This is a genomic window from Sulfurirhabdus autotrophica (genome assembly GCF_004346685.1).
In the GTDB taxonomy this organism is placed as follows: Bacteria; Pseudomonadota; Gammaproteobacteria; order Burkholderiales; family SMCO01; genus Sulfurirhabdus; species Sulfurirhabdus autotrophica.
In genome coordinates this window covers 415975-428724 of record NZ_SMCO01000001.1, presented here as the reverse complement: position 1 = coordinate 428724, position 12750 = coordinate 415975, and the positions used below count along the sequence as shown (strand labels likewise).

10 protein-coding genes are annotated in these 12750 nt (G+C 43.1%); 8 read left to right on the top strand and 2 right to left on the bottom strand.

Translation table 11 applies throughout. The annotated features are described in order from the left end of the window. Positions 1 to 125: 125 nt before the first annotated feature. The 5 genes from EDC63_RS02130 to EDC63_RS02110 all read left to right on the top strand — a co-directional run bounded on the left by EDC63_RS02130 (position 126) and on the right by EDC63_RS02110 (position 3924). Positions 126 to 1268: an ABC transporter permease gene (locus EDC63_RS02130; protein WP_124947608.1), complete on the top strand. Its 1143-nt coding sequence runs from the start codon at positions 126 to 128 to the stop codon at positions 1266 to 1268. A gap of 1 nt (position 1269) precedes the next feature. Continuing rightward, entirely contained in the window at positions 1270 to 2058 is a 789-nt protein-coding gene (locus EDC63_RS02125) for an ABC transporter ATP-binding protein (RefSeq protein WP_124947609.1), read from the top strand. Then, complete coding sequence (locus tag EDC63_RS02120; protein WP_124947610.1) at positions 2043 to 2969, top strand: MlaD family protein; 927 nt, start codon at positions 2043 to 2045, stop codon at positions 2967 to 2969. Before EDC63_RS02125 ends, EDC63_RS02120 begins: the two co-directional genes overlap by 16 nt. Positions 2970 to 3094: 125 nt before the next feature. Further along, complete coding sequence (locus EDC63_RS02115) at positions 3095 to 3628, top strand: ABC-type transport auxiliary lipoprotein family protein (protein WP_165922883.1); 534 nt, start codon at positions 3095 to 3097, stop codon at positions 3626 to 3628. A gap of 17 nt (positions 3629 to 3645) precedes the next feature. Continuing rightward, positions 3646 to 3924, top strand: a complete 279-nt coding sequence (locus tag EDC63_RS02110; protein WP_124947612.1) for a hypothetical protein — start codon at positions 3646 to 3648, stop codon at positions 3922 to 3924. A 42-nt stretch (positions 3925 to 3966) separates the two neighbouring features. Here EDC63_RS02110 and EDC63_RS02105 read toward each other — a convergent pair whose 3' ends face one another. Then, the gene (locus tag EDC63_RS02105) at positions 3967 to 5568 is read right to left on the bottom strand and encodes an ABC-F family ATPase (protein WP_124947613.1); all 1602 of its coding nucleotides are present in this window, start codon (positions 5566 to 5568) and stop codon (positions 3967 to 3969) included. Positions 5569 to 5675: 107 nt separating this feature from the next. Beyond that, positions 5676 to 7508 carry an AMP-dependent synthetase/ligase gene (locus EDC63_RS02100; protein ID WP_124947614.1) on the bottom strand — a complete coding sequence of 611 codons (1833 nt, stop codon included), beginning with the start codon at positions 7506 to 7508 and terminating at the stop codon, positions 5676 to 5678. Positions 7509 to 8133: 625 nt separating this feature from the next. Here EDC63_RS02100 and EDC63_RS02095 point away from each other — a divergent pair. Genes EDC63_RS02095 through EDC63_RS02085 form a run of 3 tightly spaced genes read left to right on the top strand, consistent with a single transcriptional unit; the run spans position 8134 to position 12662 of the window. Beyond that, on the top strand, positions 8134 to 8541 hold the full coding sequence (locus tag EDC63_RS02095) for a type 2 periplasmic-binding domain-containing protein (RefSeq protein ID WP_124947615.1): 408 nt from the start codon (positions 8134 to 8136) through the stop codon (positions 8539 to 8541). Beyond that, the gene (locus EDC63_RS02090; protein WP_223248417.1) at positions 8510 to 9748 is read left to right on the top strand and encodes a hypothetical protein; all 1239 of its coding nucleotides are present in this window, start codon (positions 8510 to 8512) and stop codon (positions 9746 to 9748) included. The genes EDC63_RS02095 and EDC63_RS02090 overlap by 32 nt, the downstream gene beginning before the upstream one ends. 28 nt (positions 9749 to 9776) lie before the next feature. Continuing rightward, positions 9777 to 12662: a bifunctional diguanylate cyclase/phosphodiesterase gene (locus EDC63_RS02085; protein WP_124947616.1), complete on the top strand. Its 2886-nt coding sequence runs from the start codon at positions 9777 to 9779 to the stop codon at positions 12660 to 12662. Positions 12663 to 12750: the final 88 nt, after the last annotated feature.

Here is a 12750-nt window from a genome sequence, read left to right as displayed (position 1 = left end):
AAATTTTTGCATAACGCCCCCTATTGAGTAATCTGCAGTCACGCTCAAGTTGACTATTTACTTGCTGAACTTATAGTCGTCAGGTAAGGTTGAGGCATAAGAAAATAATTTTAAACCTTGTACAAATGACGATTTATTCTCCTCGCAAAACATGCGTTTACGCTGATATCAAATTGGCAACCTCTGACAAGGTCGTTAACTGTATTGGTGACTGGACTTTGAAGGGAGTTGGCAATCTTGAGCAACGCCTTACTTTCTTTGATTGGCCAGACGGTAGTGAACTGATCATTGACTTAAATGCTATCGATTCCATTGACACCGCAGGAGCCTGGTTTTTGCAACGTGCTATTCATAAGCTTGAAGAGGGCGGGCGAGTAGTAAAGCTGCAGGGGCAACGTCCAGAACAAATAGCCCTCTTTAAAATGATTCAATTGGCAAGCACTGAGACATCATTGCAGGCGCTACCTTCCAAACTTAATTTCCTAGGTAAAATTGGGCTGTCGACCTGGATGCATTTTCAACAGGTGATGGGTATGCTCGCATTTTTTGGTGAGAGTGCGATTGCCATATTCCGATCAATCGCCCAGCCTTCACGAATCCGCTGGTCACCAATTTTGTATAATTTGCAGCATGCAGGTTTTAATGCACTACCTATAGTAGGTTTGCTAGGTTTTCTGATGGGCATTGTGATTGCCTATCAAGGTGCGGAACAATTGCAGCGCTATGGGGCCAATATTTTTATTGCTGATCTGGTGGGATTATCCATGCTCAGGGAGTTATCACCGCTGTTAACTGCAATTATTGTAGCGGGCCGCTCAGGTTCCGCATTTACAGCGCAGATTGGCACCATGAAGGTAACTGAGGAAATCGATGCACTGCGTACTATCGGTATAGCACCAATGGAATTGCTGGTGTTACCTAAATTGCTGGCGTTGGTTATTGCTTTGCCGCTACTCACAGTATATTCCGATATGATGGGTGTAATAGGTGGGATGATCATGGCTAAATCTCAGTTAGGTGTGGGATATGCCGAATTTATTGATCGATTTGATGATGCCGTCAAACTTTCTTCCTTTATGGTTGGGGTTGGGAAAGCGCCAGTGTTTGCTGTTATTATTGCCATGGTGGGATGTTTTCAGGGTTTTCAGGTCAGTAATGGTGCCGACAGTGTTGGCAGACAAACGACCGTGAGCGTTGTCCAGGCTATTTTTGTGATCATAGTGGCTGATGCTCTTTTTTCTGTTGTTTTTAGCTGGTTGAAGATTTGACATGATCAAACCATCAGCAGAGCCTATTATTGAAATTAGCAATATAAGCACCCGTTTTGGCAGTACACAGGTTCATGATGGTGTGAATCTTGAAGTACACCGAGGTGAGATATTTGGTCTGGCAGGTTCAAGCGGATGTGGTAAATCAACCCTGTTGCGAGAAATTATTTTGTTGCAGCGCCCTCAAGCTGGTTCTATTCGTGTATTCGGTAAAGAAATCTTGGGGCTGGATGATGAAGCAGCATTGTCATTCAGAAAAAGCTGGGGAGTGATGTTTGAACGTGGTGCGTTGTTCAGTTCGCTGACTGTGTCTGAAAATGTCGGCTTGCCGCTTCATGAACATACAACATTGAGTGACGCTTTGATTAATGAGCTTGCCGCCGTCAAAATTGCATTGGCGGGACTGCCAGCAAGTGCCGGGGAGAAATATCCCAGTGAATTAAGCGGTGGTATGCGTAAGCGCGCGGCACTGGCTCGTGCAATAGCGCTGGACCCCGAACTACTTTTTCTGGATGAGCCAACCGCAGGGCTTGATCCACTGAGTGCAAGCGGATTTGATGAACTGGTATTGCACTTGAAACAGTCGTTGGGATTAACCATCATGATGGTTACACACGATCTGGATTTGCTATGGAGAGTTGCAGATCGGGTTGCCATACTGGGAGAAAAAAAAGTGTTAGGCATTGGGTCGATGCAAGAGTTATCCGAGTCGGATCATCCCTTAATCAGAGAATATTTTTACGGGCCGCGCGGCCGGGCGGCATGGGATAAGGCATGGAATCAAAAGTAAATTATGTTATTGTCGGTTCGTTCGTTTTACTCCTTTCTTTTGCGCTGATTGCTGGCGTACTGTGGTTAGGTTCCGGCAAACAATACAGTAAAACGTATGACAACTATACAGCTTACATGAGTGAATCTGTGTCGGGTTTGAACATGAATGCGCCAGTGAAATATCGTGGTGTAGAAGTGGGTCAGGTGAAGCAAATTTCTCTGGATGATGGCAATCCTGAACAAGTGCACCTCGAGTTTGCGATTGAACGCGGTGTACCGATCAAAGAGGACACTATAGCGATATTGAAAGTACAAGGCTTGACTGGTATTGCTTACGTAGAGTTAAGTGGTGGTAGCCGAAATTCGCCACTGCTAAAACCTGTGGGAGAAGAAAAGTACCCTGTCATCAAAACGGGGCCATCTTTGCTGGGGCGTTTAGATGTGGCGTTGACAACCCTTTTAACGAATTTGAATAAAACAACTGAAAATCTGAATGCGTTGCTGAGTGAAGATAATCGCCATTCAGTCAAGCAGGCATTGGCTGATCTTGCTGTTTTGAGCAATACTATTGCAACAAATAAAAAAGAGATTGATGCCGGGATTAAGGGCGCTGCTCGTACAATGGAAAATACTGCACAAGTGAGCGCTGAATTGCCTGAACTGCTCAACCACATTGCGCGTAGTGCTGATGCTGTAGGGAAAATGGCCAATGATGCCTCCCGTGCCAGCGTGAGTGTGCGTAACACTTCTGAAAGCGTTGGGCAGAAGACACAGCGATTTGCGGATGATTCATTACCTGAGTTGGAAAGGCTGTTGCGGGAAATGCGTGACGTGTCGGTATCGTTGCGTCGCATTACAGAACAAGTTGAACAAAACCCTGCAATGTTGTTGCGCGGAAAACAGGCACCAAAACCAGGGCCAGGGGAATAAAGATGAAGCACTCTATCAAATCAGTCAGGCAATCCCATATTGATGTTATATTTAAACTAATTTTTTTAGGGGGGATTTTGCTCGTAGGTGGCTGTTCAATTTTGCAACCTGCAAATATTCAAAGCATGAATACTTATGCTTTAGAGGCGGAATTTGAGCAATCTGCTGGTACAAAAAATGTATTGACCTTGCTAGTGAGTAAGCCGCTTGCCAGACCTGGGTATGACGGTACAGGAATGGTTTATATCCAGAAGCCACACGAGCTTAATTACTTTGCTAAGAACCAATGGGTTGATAGTCCCGCAAAAATGTTGGCACCATTGTTGGTGCAGGCTTTGGAACGCAGGTCTCATTTCCGCGCAGTCATTCAAAATTCGGGTTCAGCAACCGCTGATATGCGCCTGGAAACTGAAATAATACGAATCCAGCAAGTTTTTTTGACTCATCCCAGTACGCTTCAGATGACGATACGTGCGCAGTTGATAGATATTTCAGGGAAAAAAGTTTTAGCAACAAAAGAATTTGATGTTTCTGAGAAAGCAGCAAGTGAAGATCCGTATGGTGGCGTGATTGCTGCTAATCTGGCCGTTAAAAACTTGTTGAACCAAATTGCCGAATTTTGTTCTGCCTATGCTGCTGGAATTGTGCAACATCCTTAGTGATGATAGGGATTTAATTGAATATGAATAAGTTAGTGATTTTGTTTTTAATTACGGTAATGGTAGGTGGTTGTTCCACCTACGCGCAAAAATCCAATTCCTCTTTGCAACCCCATAAATATCAGCCACAATCAGTCAATCTATCTGGTTTTCCGCCTGCCTATAAAGTAGGGTACCAAGATGGTTGTGAAAGTGTGGACAGATCAGAAATGAAAAAAGACATCAAACGTTTCAAAACTGACAGTCAGTATGCTTCTGGTTGGCGTGATGGATACGATTTATGTAAGAAAAGGTGAGAACCGGACGGCTCTCACCTGATACTGTATTGTGATGTCTATCTAGCTTTCCTGAGTGGCGAGGTAGTCTTCGTAATTGCCAATAAAGTGTTTGTGGCCGCCTTTACCATCCAATTCGATAATCTGCGTTGCCAGTGACGAAACAAACTGACGATCGTGACTGACAAATACCAGCGTACCTTTATATTCCTCCAAAGCCATATTCAACGATTCAATGGATTCCATGTCCATATGATTGGTAGGCTCGTCCATTACTAAAACATTGGGGCGCTCTAATAGTAACTTGCCGTATAACATGCGGCCCTTTTCACCTCCGGACAGTACACGGATAGACTTTTTGGAATCATCACCTGTAAACAATAGTCTTCCTAGTGTAGCGCGAATCATCTGATCATCATCACTCGCTCGTCCCCATTGTTCCATCCAATCGAAAAGGGACATGTCGCCATGGAAGTCAGATGCATGGTCCTGAGCAAAATAACCAATTTTGGCTTTTTCTGCCCATTTGACTTCGCCTTGATCAGGCTCTACATCTCCAACAAGTGTTTTAAGCAAGGTGGTTTTACCGGCGCCGTTAGGCCCGATCACTGCAATACGTTCACCCGGTTCCAGTATGAGGGACAGATTATGGAAGAGGGGCTTGTCGTAGCCTTTTCCAATTTCCAGCAGTTCAAAAGCCTTGCGATGCAGTTTTTCTCTTTCATCGTACTCAAAACGAATGTAAGGATTTTGGCGGCTGGAGGGCTTAACCTCAACGGCAGAATCTTTAAGTTTGTCGATTTTTCTGGCGCGACTGGTTGCCTGACGAGCTTTGGATGCGTTTGCAGAGAAGCGAGCAACGAAAGCCTGTAACTCGACAATTTGTTCTTTTTTCTTTGCATTATCAGAGAGTAAGCGCTGGCGTGCCTGAGTTGAAGCAACCATGTAATCATCGTAATTACCAGGATAAATACGAATCTCACCATAATCCAGATCAGCCATATGGGTGCAGACACTATTTAAAAAGTGGCGATCATGGGAGATGATAATCATCGTGCTGGAGCGTTCGTTGATGATGTCTTCCAGCCAGCGGATTGTGTTGATATCCAGGTTGTTGGTAGGCTCGTCAAGCAACAGAATTTCAGGATCTGAAAACAAAGCCTGTGCCAATAAAACTCGTAATTTGAAACCTGGTGCTATTTCCTTCATCGGGCCAGTGTGTTGTTCGATGGGTATACCCACACCAAGTAACAGCTCGCCAGCGCGTGATTCAGCCGTGTAGCCATCCAGTTCACCAAATTTGGTTTCCAGTTCAGCAGCACGCATATAATCTTCTTCAGTTGCTTCAAGATTGGCGTAGATTGAATCTTTTTCGAACTTGACGTCCCATAACTCAGTGTTACCCATCATAACGACATCAAGAACAATGTTGTCTTCAAATGCGAACTGGTCCTGGCGAAGTTTACCAAGGCGCTCACCTTGGTCAATCATCACATTGCCGCTGGTGGGTACTAAATCGCCACCCAGAATTTTCATGAACGTGGATTTTCCACAACCATTGGCGCCGATCAGTCCGTAGCGGTTGCCTTCTCCAAACTTCACGGAGACATTTTCAAACAGGGGTTTTGCCCCAAATTGCATAGTAATGTTAGCGGTAGAAATCAAGGTGGAATTCCTGCAAGTAAATATCGCAAATACTGTGTTGGCTGAATCCAGGCACTAGTATTGGTAGAAAACTTGGCATTATATCATTTGCTTGCAATAGTTTCTATTCACTGTGGCAGATCATGTTTTGCATATAGCTGAAGTATTTGCTCGGCAAATCGATTTGCTATTGCTGATCGTTTGAGTTTTAAGGTGGGAGTAATCAAGCTATTGTCGATTGTCCATGGTTCTAGGGTCAGGTAGACAGAGCGGATTCTGGCATGTCCGGGAAATCCCTGAATTAATTGTGTTATTTTAGTCAGGATGTAACTGGTTACTTTTTTAGACTGAAGTGACATTAAGTCATCAGGATTCAATTCATTGACGCTGGCTACTTCTTCCCAGGCATCTTGATTCAGAACCAGCAAGGCGGTCAGATAGGGTTTTCCTTCACCAACAACCATTGCCATTTCAAAAAGTGGGTCCTGGCAGATGGCCATTTCCATATCGTAAGGTGGCACTTTCTCACCGGATGATGTGACCAGAATTTCCTTGATTCGGCCAAGAATATAGATGTGGTTACCTTCGATTTTAACCTGATCGCCAGTATGCAACCATCCATCGCTATCGATCACCAGTTTTGTCTCATCAGGCCTGTTCCAGTAGCCTTTCATGACGTTAGGGCCTTTGATCAGCAATTCTTTATTTTCGCCAATGCGGTACTCGATTCCACTTAGGGGGATACCCACAGAGTCGGGCATGTTGTTTTCTAATCGGTTATTACTGATGACTGGAGAAGCTTCAGTTAAGCCATACCCTTGTATCAAGGGTAATCCCATGCTAATAAAAAAATTGGCGATTTTGTTGAATAGCGGTGCACCGCCACTGACTGCCACGCGTAAACGCCCCCCCATTTTTGACAGGATTTTGTCGGCAACCAAATGGCGCAACAGCGGCCACAATATAATCAACAAGATGCTTGAATTACCTCGCCTCTGAGTTTTCTCAAATTGCTGCCACCCAAAAATTTCTGTCTGATGTAGCAGAAAATTGGCCAACCAGCCTTTCTTTACTAATTGTTCCTGAATTTTTCCGTAAAACAGTTCATAGATTCTTGGTACAGCAATAAGCACCGTTGGTCGGATAGTTAATAAATCAGTGCCAAGCTCTTGTATGGATCGTGCGTAAGCTACACAACTACCTGCCATCATGGGCAGGTAGTAACCGGTGGTGCGCTCAAACATGTGAGATAGGGGTAGAAAAGAGAGAAAAACATCGCTTTGATAGGCTGGGATTGCTTCAAGCGTGGCTCTTGTATCCCAAAATATATTGAAGTGAGTAAGCATCACTCCCTTTGGTTGGCCTGTTGTACCGGAAGTGTAGACAATGCTGGCAAGGGAATGAGGTGATAGTTGGGAAACATCAAATTCCTCCCCTGTTTGCGATAGCCATTCTTTTGCATTACAGATGATTGAATTTTGTCTGCAATCCTCTGTATTTTCCAACTGCAGACAAATAACTCTGGATAAAACAGGAGGGGGTGAAAGTGATGCTAAACTTTCCCATAGCCTGGCATTCCCAACCAGTAAAAGCTTTGTGTTCGAATCTTTTAGGATATAAGCTATATTTTCTGCAGTATCAGTTGTATATAAGGGGATAACAACCAAACCCAGAGAAAGCGCGGCCTGTTCAAAACATACCCAATCCAGACAGTTGCGCATTAACACCGCAACCCGATCACCTTCAGCAAGTTGTTCCGTTGAGAGGGATTTTCGCCAGCGCTTAGCCAATGCGTAAGTTTGTGCCCAAGTGTAGTTTTGCCAAATACCTTCTGATTTATCAAATTGTTGGTAGGCGACGGTATCCGGTGTTTTGTGCACACGGCAATCAAACAGGCCTGGCAGAGTGCGGGCTTCTTCGCAAGTAATTACATCTGGATGTGAGGTTTTCGAAGCGTTCATTAATAATCAGGAGATTATCTTGGTTACAGTTTAATTGGTTAGAATAATGTGTATGGTTTTTTTACATTTATCTGATAAGTATGCTAAGTTTTTTATTCATAACATGCTAAATGCATTTATTGTATCATTGATTGCCTGAATACGCAGCTTTGGCTGATTGTGCATCAGGTTGTCAGTTTAGGGCTTATTACTTCACCGGTTTCAACACTATCTGACAAAAAATGTGCCTGAAGCTAAAGTGACTTCTCTCCGAATGTCCTATCTACACAAATAGTTATTCTAGAATAATCCTGCATGAATATTTGAATTTCCAGCAATTTTGCTCAAATCCTCTAGAATAAATTAACTCCATTTGTATTTTAAGATGAATGCTTCCTATGAACTTTGTTTAATATTCATGTATCTACATGATCCTAATCTAATTGTGTGTGGTGATTCAAGATTGGGATTCATATTCAACATAAAGTTTTTTAGAATTGTGCCGATAAATATTCAGATTTTTATAATTGGTTTTTTTACTTAAATTGGCTTAACAATGCACAATTCGTCCCATGATAACGGACAAACGGTGACAGGGATGTTTGAAATACTTCAGATTAAAATGAGGGGTATCAGGCACCTGATTATGATTTTCATATTACTGTTTGGCTATGTGTTTCTCGTTTCACCTGCTAAAGCTGTGGATATCATTATAAATTCCAGCATTCAAGTTAATTCACTTAGTCGAGGAACTGCGCGTGCCATATTTGGTATGCGTTTGTTGAAGTGGCCTGATGGCCGGCCAATTAAAGTATTTGTTATGGAAGATGCCAGTTTGTCTCATATCGCATTTTGTAAGGAGGTTCTTGATATTTATCCCTATCAATTAAGGCAATCCTGGGATCGTCTGGTTTATTCAGGTACTGGTCAGGCACCTATCAGTGTGTCCTCAGAAGATGAAATGATTGCTATGGTAGCTTCCAATCCTGGCGCTATTGGATATTTGAGAAGGAGCATTGTGAATGATCGCATTCGCACAATACCGCTTCATTGATAACGGACACTTTCGTTATCTGCTGTGGCTATTCAAAACGTTTCTGATATTAGCCGGCGGCGTATTTTCTATGTGCGCATCAGGTGCAGAAATCTCTGAAAATCTTCAGATTCATGGATTTGCTAGCCAAGGGCTTATTTCCTCAACGCATAACAATTTTTTTGGCCCTAGTGGAAATAGCGTCAGCACAGAATATACCGAATTAGGTGTGAATTTTTCTTATAGGCCTCATCCGGATTTACAGTTGTCTGCTCAAGCCATGTCAAGGCGCGCGGGTGAAACCGATAATGGCAGCATTCGTCTTGATTATGGTTTTATTGGTTATAACCTTATTTCTACTGAAAGTACCAAGGCCGGCTTTTTATTGGGGAAGATTAAAAACCCGCTCGGTTTTTACAATGAAACCAGAGATATTGCTTTTACACGGCCAAGTATTGTGTTGCCTCAGTCTATCTATTTTGATCGAACCCGGAATTTTGCTCTGTCAGCTACAGGTGTGCAATTTTATGCTGAACATACAAACGATTCCGGTTTACTGTCGTTTCGCGCAAGTGTTGGGAATCCAAAGCTGGGTGATAAAAGCAGCGAATATGCAGTACTGGGCGGCGATCGACCGGGAGATATTTCAGGCAAAACTTCTTATTTAGGGCACTTGATGTATGAATGGGACGGTGACAGGCTGCGGCTCGCTGTGACACATGGCAAGGTTAACTCACAATATAATCCCGGGGCTTCGGATCCTTTTGCATCGGGTACTTTCTCTTTTTCTCCCTGGATGCTTTCCTTTCAATACAATACTGAAAAGTGGAGCTTTACCAGTGAATATGCCTTAAGAGAAAGTCAATTTTCCGGTTTTGGCCCTGTTTTGGCTGACCGGGAAGTACAAGGTGAAAGCGCGTATGTTCAAGGTGTATATCGATTCGCGCCAAGTTGGGAAGGGTTGATTCGATATGACGTTTTGTATCAAGACAGACATGACCGGAGTGGTGAGCGAAATGCAACGCTATCCAAAAGACCTGCTTATTTTTATTACGCCAAGGATTGGACAATTGGCTTGCGTCATGATGTAACACCTTCATTCATGTTAAGTGGAGAGTTCCATACAATTGATGGAACTGGATGGCTACCTTTTGAAGATAATTTGGGATCTGTATCACCGGTAAGACGCTGGAATTTATTTCTTTTTCAAGGTGCTTACAGGTTCTGAATGGCATTGATTACTTAGGGAATTATCTTTGAATAAATCTTTGGGATTACCCAAAACAATTGGTTTCTTTAGTCTGAAGTGGAAAGTAATGCTTCTGCTCAGCCTTGTATTGCTTATCATCAACGGTTCATTCACCTTATTAAATTACCTCAATCTCCAGCAACAATTTGAAGATTCACGAAGAGCATTTCGCTTGCAGCATGAACAGTTACTGCAAGGGTTGCTGAAGCAATCTACTTCAAGGCTGCAGCAATTAGGAAGTTTAATCCCGGATTTGCCGCTGATGAAAGAGTCACTGGAATCTTCTCGAGCAAACCTTGTGCAGGACGCATTTGAGAGCCACTGGTCTTCCATGCAATTGGATATGGGACTCGATGGCGTTCGTTTTTATAGTGAGGCAGGTGAGTTATTAGCTAACTGGGATAATTTCGAAGACTCGCCAGTGTCTGAACGGCTTAGAAGTGAATATGTCAAGCAGGTGCATATAAAGGAAAAACCAGTTAGTTACATCGATTGTTTGAATGGCTGTATACAGAATATGGTGATTCCAGTTTTGGTTAAAGGTAAATATGTAGGTGCTTTGTTTGTTTCTGCATCCCTTGCGGACGTTATTCTTGCGTTTAAACAGATTTCTGGATCAGATGTCGGTTTGCTTGTGCCTTACGACCAGGAAAAAAGTCTTAAGTCTACCTACCGTGCTCTTCCGGCACTTAAATCCAGAGTGGTAGCGCTCTCCGGAGCTGAAAATAACCTGCCTATATTGGATCTGCTCCCTTTTCAAGGTAAAGCTGATCAACATCAAATGACCGTAAATCAATTGAGTTTAAAAGATTTTAACTTCGAAATTGCAAGGATTCCATTACTCGTTGCCAATTACCCAGGACAGGCAAATTTCGTGATGATTTTTGATATTACGGAATCAATGGCAAAAATACGGAATGCAAACTGGAAAGGGTTTGTGGCTGGTTTGCTCGGTTTGTTGTTGTCAGAAATATTGCTGCTTGCGTTTTTGTGGCTACCAATGATGCGTTTGCGCCGTACTGCTCAGACAATTCCGATGTTGGGGCAGGGTGAATTTGAATTGGTTCGTTCCAGCATCCGTCAGCATGTCCGAAAAAGCGGGCATATTGATGAAATTGACCTGCTTGATGAAACGGCTGTAGCGTTGGCAGACCGCCTTGAAAGCTTGAATGAAGAAGTTGCGCAACGTGCAGATGTGCTGGCAAAACTGGTTAGCGAACTTTCCAAGGAAAAGGATTTTGTAACAGGTTTACTGGATACCGCACAAGCGATCATTATTACCCAGAATCGGCAGGGGCGTATCATGATGGCAAATGGATACGCCCAGAAGATATTTGGTTATACGCACTCTGAAATAATAGGGATGGACTTTGCCAAGCATTTTAGTAACGAATTGGAAGTGGAAAAACGCCGAATTGAATTTGCACAGCTGATTTCTCAGGAAGATGGCCATTTAAGTAATGAGTGCCGTATTTTGGCCAGAGATGGGAGGCTGCATAATATTATTTGGTCACATTCCCGGCTCTATAGTATGAATCCTGACGATCCCGTAGTTTTGTCTGTTGGATTGGATATTACTGAACTTCGCCAGGCAGAAAAACAGGTTTCATTCCTTGCTGATTTTGATTCGCTGACCGGATTAATGAACCGAAGACGGTTTGATGAAGAATTACGTATTATTCTGGATTCGGTTTCAGCGGATGGTACATCCGGCGCGTTACTGAGTTTTGATGTGGATGAATTTAAATATGTGAATGATACGGGGGGGCATGATGTTGGTGATGCGCTTTTAAAGGCGGTGGCCACGGAATTGCAGTCATTGACGCCTAAACCTGCATTAACTGGCCGGATGGGAGGAGATGATTTTGTCGTTGCATTTTCCCAGATGGATGCGGCCGGTGCCATTCAAATGGCAAGAAAAATTAATCTGCAACTGGGTAAAATTGAGTTACCTGGTGCATGGAAATCTCATAAGATTACCGTGTGTATTGGTATAGTCATCTTTCCCCAATACGGTAATACACCCCAGGAAGTATTTACTTATTCTGACCTTGCCATGTTCCAGGCGAAAGCGAAGGGGCGAGGAAACTGGCATTTATATGCGCCGGATACTCAACTCATGGAACGAATTACAAAACGCGTTCACTGGGCAGAAAATATCGAAAAGGCGCTTGCAGAAGACAGGTTCGAGCTATTTTTTCAGCCTATCATGTCAATAGCAGAAAAAACCGTATCTCATTATGAAACATTAATACGGATACGCAAACGGGATGGCACCCTCGCAATGCCCGGTGATTTCATCGGGGTGGCAGAGGAAACCGGCTTGATACGATCAATTGATCATATGGTATTAAGCAAGGCGATACGAAAACTTGCGGAACTTGAGAAGATGAATAATAGCGTCATGCTTTCCATTAATCTCTCCGGCCGCAGTTTTGAAGACCCGATTCTGGTCGATTTGTTGAAGCGTGAATTGGAACGATATCAGGTCAATCCAGAAAATCTGATTTTTGAAATTACAGAAACGGCAGCTGTTGAAGACTTTCAAGCAGCAAGAGCTTTGATGCAAAGTATTAAGGAATTAGGGTGCACATTTGCATTGGATGATTTTGGAATTGGTTTTTCATCATTTCACTATGTGAAACAATTGCCTGTAGATTATGTCAAAATCGATGGTTCATTTATACGTAACCTGACCCAGAATCCGGATGATCAGGTTTTTGTCAAAGTCTTGGTTGAAGCAGCAAGAGGGTTTGGTAAGAAGACAGTTGCAGAATTTGTTGAAAATGCCGAAATTCTTGCTTTGTTGAAGGGATACGGAGTGGATTACGCTCAAGGGTATTACATAGGTAAACCAGACAAGGAAATTTCCTTCACAGCCGTTTTTGAATGATTTTTACAGCGGCAATCAAATGCTGGTCGCTTTATTGATAAAGCATCTTGCTTTACCCCTTCTGTAGCATCATTCATAGCCATTTTGA